This is a genomic window from Methylobacterium sp. BE186 (assembly GCF_031457035.1).
Classification (GTDB): Bacteria; Pseudomonadota; Alphaproteobacteria; order Rhizobiales; family Beijerinckiaceae; genus Methylobacterium; species Methylobacterium segetis.
The window spans coordinates 12,704-29,501 of sequence record NZ_JAVDVV010000040.1 but is presented as its reverse complement, the minus strand read 5'-3'; the positions used below and the strand labels follow the sequence as shown (position 1 = coordinate 29,501).

13 protein-coding genes and 1 pseudogene are annotated in these 16,798 nt (G+C 65.4%); 10 read left to right on the top strand and 4 right to left on the bottom strand.

Translation table 11 applies throughout. The annotated features are described in order from the left end of the window. Positions 1–176 precede the first annotated feature (176 nt). The 3 genes from J2X36_RS25340 to J2X36_RS25330 form a co-directional block, all read right to left on the bottom strand. Positions 177–713 (bottom strand): hypothetical protein, encoded by a 537-nt coding sequence (locus J2X36_RS25340; protein ID WP_310354817.1) that lies wholly within the window; start codon positions 711–713, stop codon positions 177–179. Between the two features lie 431 nt (positions 714–1,144). Continuing rightward, positions 1,145–1,822 carry a dienelactone hydrolase family protein gene (locus J2X36_RS25335; protein ID WP_310354816.1) on the bottom strand — a complete coding sequence of 226 codons (678 nt, stop codon included), beginning with the start codon at positions 1,820–1,822 and terminating at the stop codon, positions 1,145–1,147. Positions 1,823–1,945: 123 nt separating this feature from the next. Further along, complete coding sequence (locus J2X36_RS25330; RefSeq protein ID WP_310354812.1) at positions 1,946–3,001, bottom strand: SDR family oxidoreductase; 1,056 nt, start codon at positions 2,999–3,001, stop codon at positions 1,946–1,948. Between the two features lie 603 nt (positions 3,002–3,604). Between J2X36_RS25330 and J2X36_RS25325 the strand changes: the two genes are divergently transcribed. The 3 genes from J2X36_RS25325 (at position 3,605) to J2X36_RS25315 (ending at position 8,729) form a co-directional block, all read left to right on the top strand. Continuing rightward, complete coding sequence (locus tag J2X36_RS25325) at positions 3,605–5,362, top strand: methyl-accepting chemotaxis protein (protein WP_405029857.1); 1,758 nt, start codon at positions 3,605–3,607, stop codon at positions 5,360–5,362. Between the two features lie 127 nt (positions 5,363–5,489). Continuing rightward, positions 5,490–5,780: a hypothetical protein gene (locus J2X36_RS25320; RefSeq protein WP_310354809.1), complete on the top strand. Its 291-nt coding sequence runs from the start codon at positions 5,490–5,492 to the stop codon at positions 5,778–5,780. A gap of 630 nt (positions 5,781–6,410) precedes the next feature. Then, complete coding sequence (locus J2X36_RS25315) at positions 6,411–8,729, top strand: MHYT domain-containing protein (protein ID WP_310354807.1); 2,319 nt, start codon at positions 6,411–6,413, stop codon at positions 8,727–8,729. A 443-nt stretch (positions 8,730–9,172) separates the two neighbouring features. Here J2X36_RS25315 and J2X36_RS25310 read toward each other — a convergent pair. Next, a pseudogene (locus tag J2X36_RS25310) lies at positions 9,173–9,316 on the bottom strand (transposase); the annotation flags it as partial. Positions 9,317–9,714: 398 nt separating this feature from the next. Here J2X36_RS25310 and J2X36_RS25305 point away from each other — a divergent pair. The 7 genes from J2X36_RS25305 to J2X36_RS25275 all read left to right on the top strand — a co-directional run bounded on the left by J2X36_RS25305 (position 9,715) and on the right by J2X36_RS25275 (position 16,790). Beyond that, positions 9,715–10,920, top strand: a complete 1,206-nt coding sequence (locus tag J2X36_RS25305) for an HlyD family efflux transporter periplasmic adaptor subunit (protein ID WP_310354805.1) — start codon at positions 9,715–9,717, stop codon at positions 10,918–10,920. Positions 10,921–10,923: 3 nt separating this feature from the next. Then, positions 10,924–12,894: a glycosyltransferase gene (locus J2X36_RS25300; protein WP_310354803.1), complete on the top strand. Its 1,971-nt coding sequence runs from the start codon at positions 10,924–10,926 to the stop codon at positions 12,892–12,894. 19 nt (positions 12,895–12,913) lie between these two features. Next, positions 12,914–13,999, top strand: coding sequence for a cache domain-containing protein (locus J2X36_RS25295; protein ID WP_310354801.1), 1,086 nt, complete (start codon positions 12,914–12,916; stop codon positions 13,997–13,999). A 575-nt stretch (positions 14,000–14,574) separates the two neighbouring features. After that, entirely contained in the window at positions 14,575–15,663 is a 1,089-nt protein-coding gene (locus J2X36_RS25290) for an HD-GYP domain-containing protein (protein ID WP_310354799.1), read from the top strand. Then, complete coding sequence (locus J2X36_RS25285) at positions 15,660–15,962, top strand: hypothetical protein (protein ID WP_310354797.1); 303 nt, start codon at positions 15,660–15,662, stop codon at positions 15,960–15,962. The genes J2X36_RS25290 and J2X36_RS25285 overlap by 4 nt, the downstream gene beginning before the upstream one ends. Before the next feature lie 14 nt (positions 15,963–15,976). Continuing rightward, positions 15,977–16,198, top strand: coding sequence for a hypothetical protein (locus J2X36_RS25280; protein ID WP_310354795.1), 222 nt, complete (start codon positions 15,977–15,979; stop codon positions 16,196–16,198). A 205-nt stretch (positions 16,199–16,403) separates the two neighbouring features. Beyond that, complete coding sequence (locus J2X36_RS25275) at positions 16,404–16,790, top strand: tyrosine-type recombinase/integrase (protein WP_310354793.1); 387 nt, start codon at positions 16,404–16,406, stop codon at positions 16,788–16,790. The last annotated feature ends 8 nt before the right edge of the window (positions 16,791–16,798 follow it).

The window sequence follows — 16,798 nt, the reverse complement described above, 5'->3', positions numbered from 1 at the left end:
TCGATCGAGGCGCGAGTCAGCTTGAGTGGGCTCTTGTTCACCATTTGTTCGGACCTGGGCTCCGGCGAAATAAGGTTTTCTGCAGGTTCGCTCGGACCCTGACCTGACCGGCCGGCTTTGGACCGGGCTGACTGAGAGGATCGGCCCGGACCAAGGGAGGCGGGCGTGCGGCGCGGTCAGAAGACGAGTGCCCAGCGGGTCTGGGACGACGATGGCTTGGAGTGCGCAAGCTGCGCAAGCGCCAACGACATCCTGCGACATGCATTGAGCCTGCTGAACGGTTTGCCTGAGACCGATACAGCCGAGGACAGCCATGCTGTTGCCTCTGTCCGCGATGCATACGGACACGTAGTGCTGACAGCGACCCTCAAGCCGAACTCGGAGCCGAGCCTGCGGTGGAACGGCGAGAAGCTGCCTGTGAGCGCCCCTGTCATCCCACCGACTTCGACCTCGGCAGCCCGGACTTGATCCGGCTGGCAATCGACCTCGGCAATAACCTCGAAGTCCGCGGCAACTTCACCAAGGTAGAACGCTACTCGCCGCCCTGTGGCTGGGTCACCGCATTCAACTCGAATCGTGACGCGAAGCCAGCTTCCTTCAAGCCTGCTCAAGACCGCCTCCGCGGCAAGTGCAGCCTCTCGCTCGGTCTGCCCCTTGATGGTGACCTGAGACGTGCCAGAGGCGATCACGATGGTGCAAAACGGGGCAGCCATCTCACGAAACGCTCTCAGCCTCTGCCCGTTCAAGCTGGGCGCTGGCGATGATGCTGAACGCAGAACAGGCCCGCCTTGCGACGAGCCTGTCCGGCAACCTTGACCCTCGGAACCCAGTCACCTTCGTCAAGTTGACACAAGGCGACTCTGGTATTGGCGTTCCGGAGTCGCAGCCCTCATTGGGCGATTCCTCCCTAGACTTCGGGCCGTCCTCAGGGGCGGTCTTTTTTCTAGGTAGTTGCTACAAGTTAACACGCGGTCGCACGGTTGGTTCTCAGAAAATTTCAGGGCTACCCTTGGGCGGTCGCTAGCGCACGCTTCGCATCGACATTCACTAATTTGGGACACCTGGAAAAATAATAGAGCGCAGGTGGCGCGAGATCGGACCTCTGCCGAGCGCTTCGGGGAGCAGCCATCCCGATAAGACCGCCTCAGGCCTGATCGGGTCCGAGGTGTTGACCCAGGAAGCTGGCGACCCGAGCCGCCGAATCAAACTGCGCCGTTCCGGTGAAGCCGTGCCCTTGCCCCGGGTAGATGCAGATCTCGTAGGGCGTGCCCTGCTGCTTCAGCAGACGCTCGATGGCGTTCGCCTGCGCGACGGGAACGATCGGATCCGAGGCGCCGTGCAGGATCAGGGTTGGCGGCAGCCGAGGCTGACGTGCGGCCAGGCCCTCTGGGAGCGGGCCAAAGTAGTCCACGATCGCTTTGACCCGGGCATCGGACCCAGCAACCTCGAACGCCAGCGCTGCCCCAAGCGAGACCCCGACGATCCCGAGCCTCCGCGCATCGACACCGGGCTGTGAGGCCAGCCAGCTCACTCCATCCCGCACGGTAGCGGCCCAGAGCGGAAAGTCTTGTCGCAGCCGCGAGTAGGCGACACGCCTGTCGTCCGTGCGGTCGAGGTAGTGCGGGAAGGCGACGTGGTAACCCGAACCTGCGATCGTGCGTGCGGCCAGTCGGTAGCCATCGGCGAACGTCAGCCCGTCCGCGCCGTGCAGAAGCAGAACGGCAGGTCTGGCGGCAGATCTCGCCATCCTCTCTGCAGAGCCACCGGAGGCCGTGAACCATTCCACCGCAATCCGCCGCCCGCCACTCGTAAAGTTCTGCATGTCCGGATCTGCGTTCCCGCTCTCGGCCGAGCACCAGTGCTGAGGAAGGCGCTCGCCGACTGGCGTTGGCCGCGGTTGCGACGGGGCTGGGTCAAAGCAGGCCGCTGTCACCTGCCAGCGGATCTAGCGCGGCAGCACCTTCGTCGCCTGCAGGCGACGAATGGCGGCCGCCAGAGCCTCAACGCTGTCGACGCTCTCGCCGAATCCGGCCCGCCGGATCTTGCCCATGTCAGAGACCAGATCGAAGTCGCTGTGGAAGACGAAATCGCCGAAGCTCCAGCCAACCGCCCGCTCATAGGGCATGTCGCTCAAGCCCTGTTCTACCGCCAACCGCTGCCAGATGGGCTTCTTATCGGCCATGTGGGTGGCGAGGCGCAGCGGCACCGGCGGCCCGAGGGGCAGGTCAAGGGCCGTGGCGAGCTTCTCCCAGACGCGCCGCCAGCGGAAAGGCTCGTGCACATAGTTGAAGGCTTCGCCGCGCGCGGCGTCGGACGTCGCAGCCCACACGCTAGCCCGGGCCAGAGCATGGGCATCTGTTACCTGGGCTAACACACCTTCGTAGACGTGGGCCGGTCCTGGAAAGCGGAAGGCCGCCCCTTCCGCCCGGCACAGGGCTGCATAGGCGCCAATCACCATGGCGATGTTCATGGCGTTGCCGGCCGCATCGCCGACGACGACATCGGGGCGGAGGATCGACCAAGCGAGGCCGCCGCGGTCCGCCCGGCGGCGCAACTCGTCCTCCTGCGTGAAGTAGAAGTTGGGCCCGATGTGGCGCGGGTTCTCGTCCTCGTAGAACGGGGACGGCACCGGCCCGAGATGGACGCCGTAGACCTTCGCGCCCTGATACAGCACCACGCGCCTCAACGGCGCGCCGACGGCGTCGAGACCTTCGAGCAGGTTGCGCAGCATCGCTCCGTTCACGCGGTCCTCATCCGCGAGGCTCGGCTGCGGTGCGAGAGCGGCATAGAATAGGTGCGTGGTATCGCGGGCCTGAACGAGGGCTGCGCGGGTCGCCTCAGGATCGGTCAGATCTGTCGCGATGGCCTCGCTCGATCCGTGCGGGCGGCGCGCCAAAGCGCGCGCCTGCCAACCGCCTGCGGCGCCAAGCTGTTGCATCAGGGCCTTGCCGATGATGCCGTTTGCGCCGGCGACTAGGGCTATGCCGAACTCTGTCATCATCGCTCACGAATTTGCTGAGGATCAACGCGTCTTTCTGCCCCGCTTCGATCCCGGGCGAGTGGGCAGTCACGTGCCATCAACCCACTGGCGCTAGGTGTGTTCAGGATCCAGCCTTATGGTGGCGCTCGCCCGCGAGGGAGGCCGGCTGGGGTTGGCATCCAGTGGATGGCTTTGTGGATCCGAAGTGCATCCTTTGGCCCTGGTCAGCCCTGAGATGGCTGGATTCCGGGAAGCTCAGCGAAACGGGGTGGAAAGACCGAGGGTGGCCGTTTGCGGCCCGTCCGCTTCGAAGCCCAAGCTGCGGCTAAGCAGATGTTAGGCGCGGCTTAGGTGAGGGGCTCAAAGTGCGTTCACGCGGACCTGTAAGCCGCTGCCGCCAAGATTCGTGTGGAGTGGGGAGCCGGCATTCAGCGCGGCGGCCACAGCGGTCTGTATCGCCGTCGCAAGCGGACGTTGGACAACCGGACTGTGCTCGCCAATCGAAGATGCAACTCGGTGTGAGAGAGCTTCCACTCACTCCCCGACGGCGACTGAACTGGCGTCGCGGCGGGCGCGGGACCGCTCGCCGGCCTCGTCCCTGCACTTGTCGCGCTGCGCATGAGCATGGCCGAGAGGTTCTTAAATTTTAAGTTTAATCCTCCTATAGCGCCCCCTCCAGCAGCGTTGTTGCGAACCCGGCCCACAGTCATGTCGATGAAGATATCACACCGCATTAGCCTTCTGATTGTCTGCTTTTTATTCGTACTGGCAGCCATTGAGTGCTTAAATCTCTTTAGTGCTCGCGAAGAGATCCTAAGAGAGCGAAAAACAGCTATCGCTGGTCAGGTTGAGGCTGCTATATCCACCGTGAAGCGCCTCGCGAGCAATGCTGATCAGGGGATTATCTCGCAGAATGAGGCTCAAGATCGCGCTAAGACTGCTCTTCGAGCGGTGCGATACGGAAAGAATGACTATTTCTTCATCTATAACTATGCGGGTATTAACCTCGTTCATGGCTTGAAGCCAGAGAACGAGGGCAAAAGCCTGCTGGAGGCCAAGGATGCGAACGGTCTACGCTTCAATGCCGCTTTGATCGAGGCCGCCAAGGCAGGAGGCGGCTATGTCGAGTTCATGTTCCCGCGCGCTGGGCAGGATCAGCCATCGCCGAAGCTTGGATATGCTCTCCACTATGCGCCGTGGCAGTGGGTAATCGGGACGGGCATCTACATCGATGACATCGACGCCCAGTTTTGGGAGCTTGTGCGGCGTGACGCGGTGTACGTCGTCGGCCTGCTCGCCCTGCTGATTGCCTGCGCGTGGCCGATTGCGCGGGGGATCGTCCGGCCGATCCGCGCGCTAACGAGCGTGATGAGCCACTTGGCGGGCGGGGAGACCTCGATCTCGATCCCGGCGCAATCACGTGGTGACGAGATCGGTCTGATGGCTCGTGCCGTTCAGGTGTTCAAGGAGGGGCTGATCGCCAAGCAAGCGGCAGAGATCGCTGCGGCCCAAGAAGCCGAAGCCAAGATGCGTCGCGCCAACCTGCTTGACGATCTGACCAAGAGCTTCGAGCGCAGCGTCTCCGTGCTAACGCAAGGTCTCGCGGGCGCCGCAACCGAGATGGAAGCGACTGCCCGTTCCATGACCGCGACGGCCGACGAGACGAGCCAGCAGAGCATGACGGTGGCCGGAGCCGCACAGCAGACCTCGTCTAACGTGCAAACCGTGGCAGCAGCGAGCGAGGAGATGTCGGCTTCTGTCGCCGAGATCGTGCAGCAGGTCAGCCAGTCGGCTCAGATCGCCAGCCGCGCCGTCGCGACAGCGCGTCAAACCGATGCGACGGTGCAGAAGCTGTCCGGGACAGCCGAGCGGATCAGCACGGCGGTGTCGCTAATCTCGCAGATCGCCGGCCAGACGAACCTGCTGGCGCTGAATGCTACCATCGAGGCGGCACGAGCGGGCGAGGCGGGCCGCGGCTTTGCGGTCGTGGCGACCGAGGTGAAGGAGTTAGCTGGCCAGACCTCGCGCGCGACCGGCGAGATCAGCGAGCGCATCGCTGAGATCCAGGCGGCAACGCAAGAAGCTGTTGCCGACATCCAGCAAATCAGCCGGGTGATCGGCGAGATGTCCACCTACGCGGCCAACATCGCGGCGGCCATGGAGGAGCAGGGCGCGGCGACCCAGGAGATCACCCGCAACGTGCAGCAGGCAGCAAAAGGCACGGAGCAGGTGACGCTGAACATCGCGGGTGTCGGCCAAGGAGCCGGGCAGACGAGTGCAGCAGCAAACCAGGTGCTGGGTGCAGCCCAGGAGCTTGCTCGGCACTCAGAGAGCCTGACGCAGGAGGTCTCGAACTTCCTGGCCAACGTCAGAGCGGCCTGAGCCGGCCGCGATCATTGAACCGGTCTCCGCGGGAGAGAGGGTCCAGCCGATGTCAGACAGCCGATGCATCTCCAATCCCGCGGCAACCGCCGCGACCCGAATGCAGCTTCGTGAGAACGCCGCCGCTATGGCGAAGGCCCTGAGTGCCATCGAGGCACTTGCCGGCTCGCTGGTAAAGCTCGAAATGCGTGCACGCGGCATGGCGCTGCGCGAGACCAGCCGTACCTGCGACGATGGCATGTCTGAAGCGGAGCGGCTGGCGCTCGGTACACTCCAGGGCGAGACCAACGCTGCCTTTTCTCAGCTACGCCGCATCAGCGAGAGCCTGCATCAGAGCCTCAGCCTGCTCGGTGAGATGAGCGTCAACATTGGTGCGGCGGCGCAGGTGGTTGAGCAGAGATCACGAGGCCGCGGCTGACGCCTCCTGATCGGCAACCCCACGGTGCTGCTCGCGCTGTTTGGCCCGGTGCGCTCCCCGGCGCTGGTCGGCCGCTTGGCCCGGCCGGGCATGTGCCCAGGCCCTCGCGCCGCTGGCCGGCGCGGTGATCCTCACCCATGCAGGCCCGGCCCCCTCTGGTGGCGGCGGCGCGCTCGCCGTCGGCAACCTCGGCTTCATCCGCGCTCTGTGGCGGACCAAGTAGCGGTTACGCGACCATCCCAAGGCCGACGACGCAGCCCACAAGCGTAACAAGCGAGAGCGAGAACCCGAGGCTGGCCTGAATCAGGCTCGGTCCGTTGTCACTCACGCGTGCATCTTCAGCGCTGCTCATCCCGCTCACCGTGGCTGTTCGGATTGTCTCTGCAACACGAATTGGCGTGATGCAGTTCCGGACGAGAGGGGTGACGCGGGCTGATTGTGGGCTCCACAGAGCCATGAACTCAGGAAGGCGATGGCTACCGCAGTGGCGCAGGTGCTACCCCGAGCGATTGACACCCAGAGTTGCATAGCCTCTGCATCTTCGAACAGGTGAGAGTGCCACACGCCGTCCGGCGGATCGGAAGCGCCCGCCCAAACTCATTGAACGAGGCCAGTAGGTGTTTCGCTAGGATGCCCCACGCCGGAACTCATGACGCCATCCTCGTCGCACTCTCCGTCCTGATCGCCGCCGCTGCGTCCTACACCGCTCTCGACCTTGCCACACGAATGCGCGCCGCCTCCGGCTGGTCCAGCCGCGCGTGGCTCGTCACCGCTGCCATCGCGATGGGTGGGGGCATCTGGTCGATGCACTTCGTCGCCATGCTGGCCTTCAGCCTGCCGGGCCTGGAGGTCGGCTACGACCTGCGCCTTACCCTGCTCTCTCTGGCTCTGCCCATCGCTGTCACGGGGCTCGGCTTCTTCGTTGTCAACCGGCCGGGTGCAGGACCCGTCGCTCTGTGCCTGAGTGGCCTTGTTATGGGGCTGGGCATTGCCGGTATGCACTACACTGGCATGGCCGCGATGCGCGTGCCGGCCGACCTGCACTACGACCACCTCTGGGTCGCTGTCTCGATCCTCATTGCCATCGGCGCAGCCGTTGCCGCCCTATGGCTTGCCTTCAGGCAGACTGGCGTCCGGCAACGGCTGCTCGCCGCTATCATCATGGGGATTGCCGTCTCGGGAATGCACTACGCCGCGATGCAAGGTTCCGTGTTCGATGCTCATGCTCCCATTGATCATGCGCGTGGGACAGCGAGCGTCGGCCAGACGCATCTCGCGCTCTGGGTTACCGGCACAACCTTCCTGATCCTCGTGCTGGCGCTCGCCGCCGCCATGTTCGACCGGCACCTCTCGCAGACTTCCGAACGCGAGGCTGCCGCGCTGCGCGCGAGCGAGGAGCGCTTTCGGCTGCTGCTCCAGAGCGTGAGTGACTACGCCATCTTCATGCTCGATCCCGAGGGCCGGATCGCAAACTGGAACACGGGTGCCGAGCGCATCAAGGGCTACACAGCCAAGGAGATCGTGGGCAGCCACCTGTCACGCTTCTACACGCAGGAGGATCTTCAGGCTGGCGTCCCCGCGGCCGCCCTTGAGACAGCGGCGCGGGAGGGACGCTTCGAGGCCGAAGGCTGGCGGGTGCGCAAGGACGGCAGCCGCTTCTGGGCCAACGTGGTCATCCACGCGATCCGCAACGAGCAGGGCCCGCTTGTCGGCTACGCTAAGGTCACGCGCGACATCACCGAGCGCAAGCAAGCCCAGGAGGCCCTGGATCAAGCCCGCGAGGCACTTGCTCAGGCCCAGAAGGTGGAGGCCATCGGTCAACTCACAGGCGGCGTCGCCCACGACTTCAACAACCTGCTCATGGCTGTGCTCGGCAGCCTCGAACTGATGCGGAAGCGGCTGCCGGATGACCCCAAACTCACCCGCCTGCTCGACAACGCGGTTCAGGGCGCACAGCGCGGAGCGGCCTTGACGCAGCGTATGCTGGCTTTCGCGCGGCGGCAGGAGCTTAAGCCCGAGGTGGTTGATCTACCGGGTCTGGTCCGGGGCATGACCGACCTGCTCCAGCGCTCGATTGGACCGCTCGTCCGCATCGAGACCCGCTTTCCACTCGGCCTACCGCGCGTGATGGTGGATGCGCATCAGTGTGAACTGGCGCTCCTCAACCTCACCGTGAACGCACGCGACGCCATGCCAAAAGGCGGCACCATCACGATCGCAGGCCGCGAAGCGGGTGAAGAGGACGCGGTCGATCTGCCGGCAGGCCGTTACGTCTGCCTCTCCGTGACAGACACAGGCACAGGCATGGACGCGGAGACCTTGGCGCGGGCGCAGGAACCGTTCTTCACCACGAAGGGGGCGGGCAAGGGCACGGGGCTCGGCCTCCCGATGGTGCAGGGCTTGGCCGCGCAGTCGCGAGGACGTTTTCTGCTCAAGAGCCGACTGGGTGAGGGCACGACCGCGGAGATGTGGCTCCCCTTGGCTGAGGCGTCGGCAACGCGGGAAGAAGCTTCGAGCGTCGCTGTTCCGCGGCGCATGTCGGCGCGGTCGCTAACGGTGCTGGTTGCAGACGACGATCCGCTGGTGCTGGAGAATACGGCAGCGATGCTGGAAGACCTCGACCACCGCGTGATCGAGGCCCGTTCGGGTGAAGAGGCGTTGGCCCTGCTGCGGCGCACGCGCGGGTTGGATCTCGTCATTACCGACCAAGCCATGCCGAGCATGACCGGAACGCAGTTGGCGGAGCAGATCGCAGTCGAGCGGCCCGGATTGCCGGTCATCCTGGCGTCGGGTTACGCCGAAGCACCGGCAGAACACCATCTGGTCCTGCCTCGGCTGAGCAAGCCCTTCGATCAGGACACGCTCGCTCTGGCTGTCGCCGACGCGCTTCACGCGGCTGAAGATTCTGGCAAGGTGGTCGCCTTCCGCTCCAGGGCAGGTGAAGCTTGAGCATGGAGAACCATACTCTGAGCCGTCCCGCTCATCCTTCGCGGCCCGCCTATCGGCTAAGCGGGCCTGCTCTGAGCCCTGAGGGGCACCTCGCAGCCCGACGCTCGCCGACGCCTTTCTCTCCACCTCCGCCATCATCTCGCTTCCCACCCAATCCTGATCCTCTCGAAAATCGTGAGGCCGACCGAATCGTGGGACCGATCGTACCGACCTAACGGCTGCCGCGGCCGCGGTCAGGAACTGGCAGTGCGCACCGTGGCGAGGAGGTTCGGGAGGAAGTGGGAGGAAGAAGCGAAGAACACTCCCTTGGCCTCAGGTGTGTGGGTTGATCGTTCCGAAGACGCTTACATCAAGCAGTACCAGAAGGCCCTCAAACTGCTCCAGCGTCATGCTGCCGACGAGGAGGCGCACGGTTGCCGCTTGGCCGGCGGCTCTCAGCCTTGGTTGTAGCCCCGATCAGCCACGACCCAGCGGGGCACACCCGGCAGCTGATCGAGTAACGGCAGCGCGTGAGGCCGTTCGTGCGCTTGCCCAGGCGCGATCCGGGCCGCGATGGCGCGACCAGCGCCATCGGCGATCACGCAGGCCGTAGGCTACATGAAAGAAGACAAGAGTGGCGCAGGGCCAACCGCCCGCGCAAGGCGAAGTCGACTGGCAGGCGTGGCGTAATGGCCGCGATCTAAAAAATTGCACGGATCTAAAATCACACAGAGGGTTGCGGCAGGCTCTTCTCGGGTGATATGCGCGATTACGTACAAACTACGTAGCTGCCTGCATGAACTCGGTTCTCGCCGTCCCTCGCTTCATCGCGCTGCTAAGCACTTCCGGCTGGGCGCGAGGTCGTCGTGAGCCCCGCTGACAGCGGCTGCGCCAGGATAGTTCCCGTGCTCGCCATCGGGCCGATCGGGACAATGGCCCTCTCGGGTGAGCGTCGCCGGCCCGCTCCGCTCTCGTCTTCCTTGCCGATCCTGCTTCTCGACGGGTCATGCGCGCAATCAAGCTTCTTCTCGGCGCCCTGCTCTTGCTCGGAGGGCTCTACATCCTGATCGGCGAACACTTCGCCGGAACATCGTCGGACGCCACAGTCAATGCCCGCATGGCCGTGGTGCGCGCGCCGATCGAGGGCGAGGTCTCCCTGTCGCTCCGCGGCGTCGGTAGCCGGGTCCGCGAGGGCGAGAGCGTCGCCAACATCTTGGACGACCGCTTCGACACCGCGCGCCTGAACGATCTCGAGCGCAGCCTCGGCGGGCAAAACCTCGACCTCAAGCGGGTTCAGGCCCAGCGCGCGGCGCTGAACGCGGCGCGCAAGGGCTACGAAACGCAGGTTAATGACTATCAACAGGGACGCGTGCGCCAGATCGAGGCCCGTATCGCTGAGGCCCAGGCCGCCCAGGAGGCCGCCAATGCCCGGCTTCGGGAGGCCGACGCCTCTTGGAAGCGTGCGAACGAGCTGAACGAGCGTGGCGTCCAGACGGCGGTCGCGCTCGACAAGGCGCGCTCAACCTCCGAGGTTGCCAAGCAGGATCTCGAGAGCGCCCGTCAACGGGCGAACTACCTGCGCACGGAGCTGGCCTCCGCCCGCAATGGCGTGTTCATCGGCGATTCCTACAACGACGCGCCGTTCTCCTCACAGCGCATCCGCGACCTCGACCTGCGCATCGCCGAGCTCAGCGGCGAGGAGCAACAGATCGCGGCCCGCCTCGCCCAGACCGAATCCCAGATCGCCGCCGAGCGGGTGCGGGTCAACAAGCTCACCTCGGCGGAGCTCAAGGCGCGCTCACCCAGCATGGTCTGGGACTTCCTTGTCGATGACGGCGAGTATGTCCGACGCGGGCAGGACCTCGTACGGCTCGTCGACTGCTCAAGTCTGATGGTCACGGCGAGCGTGACGGAGGCGCTCTACGACGGCCTGCGCCTCGGCGGGACGGCACAGTTCCGCTTCTACGGTGACGACCGGATCTTCGACGCGACGATCACACGCCTCGGCGGCTCCGGCGCGGCCGGGCTTTATGCCAACCTCGCGGTCGGGCCGAGCGCCGAGCACCTGAAGCGCTTCGACGTCGCGCTGACCGTACCGGCGCTCGCCGCCCAGGCCGGATCCGGCTGCGCGGTGGGGCGGACCGGCAGGGTCATCTTCACACAGGGGCCGCTCGGGGCCTTCCGGGCCTTCGCGACCCGATACGGGTTCTAACCCGTGCTGACGGTCTCGCCCCTCGTCTCGGCCTTCGCGGCGGCAGCGGTGGTCCTGGGCGCCGGCCTCCTCCTCCTTCCGTTGCTCGACCGCACGCGCACGCTCTGGCGCACGCTGCTCCTCGGTACCGCTACGATCCTCGCCTGGCGCTACATGGCCTGGCGCTTCACCGACACAGTGCCCGCCTTCGCCCTCGCGCCGGAGCCCATCCTGGCCTGGGCCTTCGCAGGGCTTGAGGGCCTGACGGTTATCTCATCCACGATCGCCTTCCTGATCCTCACGCGCGTTCGCGAACGCGGCAAGGAGGCGAGCCGCCATGCGGAGTGGTGGGCGCCGGAGCTGCCTCCGCGCGTCGACGTCTTCATCGCCACCTACAACGAGGAGCTGGAGGTTCTGGAGCGCACTCTCGTGGGCGCCAAGGCCCTCGATCACCCGGCCATCAGAGTTTACGTGCTCGACGACGGAAGGCGCGACTGGCTGCGAGAGGTCTGCGCCCGGCACGGCGTCGGCTACCTCATCCGCCCCGACAATGCTCACGCCAAGGCGGGCAACATCAATCACGCGCTGAGCCTGCGTATGCGGGAGGCGGACGCGCCCGACTTCGTCGCGGTTCTCGACGCCGATTTCGTGCCGCACCGCGATTTCGTCAGCCGGACGGTCGCGCTGTTCCACGACTCCAACGTCGGTCTCGTCCAGACGCCGCAGCACTTCTTCAATGCCGACCCGGTTCAGCACAATCTCGGCATCAGCCGTGCCTACCCGGACGAGCAGCGCCACTTCTTCGACAATGTCGAGGCCTCTCGGGATGCCTGGGGCATCGCGGTCTGTTGCGGCACCTCATCGATGGTGCGGACCGCCGCCGTGCAAGCCATTGGGGGGCTACCCACCGAGAGCGTCACTGAGGACTTCCTGCTGAGCCTGCGGCTCGCCGAGAACGGTTGGCAGACAGTCTACCTCAACGAGGCGCTCACCGAGGGGCTCGCGCCGGAAGGCCTACAGGAGTACATCGTCCAGCGCGGGCGCTGGTGCCTCGGGATGATGCAGATCATCCGCAACGTCTACGGCCCGTTCGGCAGCCATGGGCTGACCCTGCGCCACCGGGTCAGCATCCTCGATTCTCTTCTCTATTGGACAACGACGTTCCCGTTTCGGCTCGCGAGCCTGACATGCCCGCTGTTGTACTGGTATTTCGGCATTACGGTGGTGAACGCCAGCGTAGAGAACATCGTCGCCTATTATCTGCCCTACTACATCACCGTGATGATGGTTCTGAACTGGCTGTCGAATGGCCTGTTCATCCCGATCCTGAACGACGTCTCCCAGCTTCTGGCCGCTTGGCCGATCACCCGGGCGGTCGCGGTCGGGCTGCTGACCCCGGGACCCCACAAGTTCCGGGTGACCGCCAAGGGCGGCGACCGCACCCGCATCGTCGTGCAGTGGCCCCTGATGCGTCCCTTCCTCGCCCTATTCGGGCTCACGCTCGCCGGCCTCATCCTCGCGCTAACCTCGGATTTCGTGTTCAACTACAGCGAGGTCGCGGGGGACGGCAGGGTCATCATCCTGTTCTGGACACTCTACAACCTCGCAGTGCTCGCCATCACGATGGCTGCCTGCATTGAGCGGCCTCGGGCCAACCAGCCGCTGCGGCAGCAGGCCGAGCGCGTCGAGCTGACCGTGGATTCGCGGCGCCTCAGCGCGTGGCTGACCGATCTCGGCACCGATCAGGCTCACCTCAGCGGAATCGCCGGCGCCGTGCCCGGCTCGACCGGGCAGCTGATCATTCCCGGCATCGGCCCCGTGGCGGCCCGCGTGCTGGCCGAGACGTCCGACGGCTGCCGTGTCGCCCTTAACCCCGAACCCGAGCAGCGCGACCGCATCATTAGCCGCCTCCACACCGCAGCTGGCGCGCCCGGCACGGGGCGGGGTGATCTCGGATTAATGCTGCGCGATCTCGCCCGCGGCCTGACCCGCTGAGACGAAGAGAAGAAGCGACATGGCAAAGTCATGGATCAGCCTAAAGGGGGCCGTCTTCTTCGGCGGCGCCTTCCTGATGCTCCTACCGGCCTTCGTGGCCGGCTCGGTCTACACTGGAGGCCTGCAGCAGCAGACAGAGACCCTGCTCGCCGAGAAGCTGCGGACGCGGGGCGAGCTCGGCGCCGACCAGCTCGGCCGGCGCCTGCATCAGCTCTGGCTTGATGTCGACGGCCTTTCGCGTTCGGTCGACCTTGAGCGGCTCGACGGCGTGCGCCAGGACATCACCCTGCTGGGCCAACTCGATAAGCGCTATTCTTGGATCGGCGTCACAAACCTCGAAGGCAAGGTGCTGGCCGCGAGCGGAGGTATCCTCGAGGGCGCGAGCGTCTCCCAGCGATCCTGGTTCCGGCTGGGTCTCACGGGGCCTACCGCGGTTGATGTTCACGAAGCGCAGCTCCTCGCCAAGCATCTCGGCAACGGCCGCGATCCCTTGCGCTTCATCGATCTGTCAGCGCCAATCCGCCGGAAGGACGGTACGATCGTCGGCGTGATCGGCTCCCATGTCGACTGGCGCTGGGTGACAGACAACCTCAAGAGCCTCGGGGCCCCAAGCATCGACGTCATCCTGCTGGCCCGCGACCAGCGCGTTCTGTTCGGGCCGCCGGACCTTGTGGAGCAGCCCCTTACGGTGGGAGCGGCGGCGGCGGCCGGTCGCTCGACTGACACGGCGGTGCAGCGCGAGCGCTGGCCGGACGGACGCGAGTATCTCACTGTAACGGTGCCAACCGTGGGCCACGCCGACCTTCCGAGTTTCGGCTGGAGCCTCCTCGTGCGGGAAGACGTCGACAGCGCGCTCGCCCCGACGCGGGAGCTTGTGAGGTCCTTCTGGATCCAGCTCGGGTCGGGCGCCCTGATCGCGTTGGCACTACTCTACCTAATTGCGAACTGGGTCACCGTCCCCCTGCGCAGGCTCGTCGCTGCGGCCTCCGAATTAGAGACGCGGGCGCCGAGCCAGCCGCCGCACGCGGAGACGCGCTACGAGGAAGTGCGCCGCCTGAGCGTCTCGCTCGTGCGCCTCCAGACCCGCCTTGCCGACCAAGCGTGAGCGCTATTGAGCCTCGACGCGCCAACTCCGCCATGAAGGGGCTCGTGCCGTTCCTCGGCGTTACCATGAACGCCACGAGCGAGAGGGTCATTCGCCTGCTCGGCTGGCTCCCGCGCTCGCCGGAAGTTGTCATCGTCGCCTTCGGAGAGCCTGCCTCGGTTCGGCCTGCCGGTCGGCTGACCGAGGTTGAAGGCTCGCGCTCCGCCCCTTCGAACCCTTCGCGCTTCATTTTGGAGGTCTGCTTCAGAGGCCCCAGACGAGCCGCCTGAGCGACCGAAATGGGCGCATAGCTGCCGGCCTGACTTGGCCGCAAGTCCTGGCTGATCCCCACAATCAGCCTGGTCCAAAGCCAGGCGGTCAGGCATGCCCTTCTGGCGGAGCATGCGTGGCGGTGTTTAACAGATCGAAGGATCTGCCGGGCACAATGCTGCGGAAGTTGCCCTGTGAGAGCATGACATGCCCCCGCGCACCGCTTGCCAGGTCTGTCGAAGCGAGGATCCTGGGTTTGCTCGAAACTCGCCTCACATCGATGGCTCGCGGGATGCCGCTCGTTCGATCCGGCTGCACCGGGCGGCATGATGAGCAGCGTCCTTGTTTTCACTGACACACCCGCTCGTGGTGAGCGTCTGGCGCGTGAGCTCAACGCGCTTGCCCCCTGCCTGGTAGTCGATCTGCTGGATCCCGAGCACCGCGGCCTCTGCCCGCCGGCAGCGAGCCTGCGCGCAGTGGTGAGCGACGCGTCGCTTACTTCATCAGCAACCATCGCGGCGCTGCGCTTTCAGCTTGATCGGCTGAAACCAAGCCGGATCCCGTATCTCTGCCTGCTGCACCAGGACACGCCGCGCACGCGCCTTCAGGCCACAGCTCTGGGTGCCACGAGTATCCTGCGGGCTGACAGCCTCGGACGTGAACTGCTTGGCACCCTGTCTAAGCTGACCAGTTCCGCCGCCTCGCTATCAGCGGGCGTTCAGGCCAGCGCCGCCGCTGCCGACGCGGTGCTCGCACGCATCTTCGATCTGGGCCGCAGCAACGCAGCCGTCAAACCCGAACTGATTGCCGCTGGAACCGAGTTCGTGGAGCAGGCCGTGCGGGAGGCTGGGATCAGCGAGTGGCTCGAGGTCGTGTGGCGCTTCGACGACGCCACCCACCAGCACTGCCTCCTCGTGGCGGGGCTGGCAGCCGGCTTCGCCCGGTTCCTCGGCTTGCGCGAGGCGGACTGCCAGCGGCTGACCCAGGCGGCCGTTCTGCACGACATCGGCAAGGCCAAGATCCCGAGCCGGATCCTGAACAAGCCTGGGCCGCTCAGTCCCGATGAGCGTGCAATTATGAACCAGCACCCGGTGTACGGTCACAGCATGCTTCTAGGCAGCGGATTCCCAGACGAGATGTTGGCGGTGGTGCGCTCGCATCATGAGTGCCTGGACGGCTCGGGCTACCCGGACGGACTGAACGCCAAGCAGATCCCAGATCTGGTGCGGCTGGTCACGGTCTGTGACATCTACAGTGCCCTGATCGAGCGCCGGCCCTACAGGACGCCCATGAGCGCGGAGCAGGCCTATTCTGCCCTAGAGAGCATGGTTGGCAAGCTTGACGGCGATCTGGTACGCGCGTTTCAGCCTTTCACAAGAACAACTGCCCCAGCACCGCTGAGAGCTTCGGCATGACCTCCCCCGCGACACGCGCCGTCATCGCCGACAGCGATGCCGGCCGTCGCCTGACCTTGTCCAAGATCGTCCGGCAACTCGATCCCGAGGCGGTGGTCCTGGAGGCGGTGTCGGGTGAGGAGCTGAGCGAGACCATCGTGAGACACCAGCCGTCTCTCGGCTTTGTCAGCATGCAGCTCAGCCGCCTCAGCGGACCGGAAGCCGTCGCGCTGGCGCGCAAGCGCGGGGCAGTGCTGCCCTGCCTTGTTGTGGTCTCATCGCGTGTCTTCCGCAATGGAAGGAGTTGGCGCAGAGCTTGAACGCCTAGGAGCTGTTGAAGACGCCGCTCGATGCGGGCCACATCGCTAGCTTGCTGCAGGCCAACACGCGCCGGCTATGGCCCACGGCGCTTCTGCTGGCCTGCGCCCCAGAGCTCGGGCGCAGCATGGTGGCCCGTGTGCTCGCCCGCGGCGGCTTCAACTTGGCCGTCGACGGAACCGAAAGCTGGCGTTCTCGCGTGGCAGCGACGGCCATGATCGTCTGCCGGATTCTCTAACGACTCGTTAACCATACGTTCTGCATAAGTGCTGTCCGACGACTGGCGAGAGGGAAGGGCGACCGCGGATGTACCGGCGCCCCTTCTTCAAGCGAGAGCCACTAGGGTAACCAAGGGATCGAGCGCGCCCGCGCCGCCCCAATGCTCCCACCGGGGACGCAGGCGCTGTCCACCCTGCTCGATCTGCTCGCACTGGCCATCAACCATGAGACGGTGCGACTGCACAAAAACAGCAACGGTCATTCGCCAGTTAGAGGCGTTGGGAGGGAGCAGCGACCATCTCATCCCGCTGACGCTCAATGCGATGAAGATGGCGTGGAAGCGGGCCGTCCGGCCGGCCCAGCTTCCCGACCTTCGGTTTCACGACCTACGGCACGAGGCTGTCAGCCGGTTCTTCGAGCTTGGCCTGAACGTGCCGGTAGTCGCTCTCATCAGCGGTCATCGCGTTCCGAGGATGCTCTTTCGGTACACCCACCCGAAGGCTCAGATTATCGCTGCCAAGCTGGCGGGCGTAGACCCCTGCTCACGTCCGGCAGCCGCGGCCACGGACGACAACGGGCCGAAGCCTGTCCCGATGAGCACGTGCCCCTGAAGCGGGCA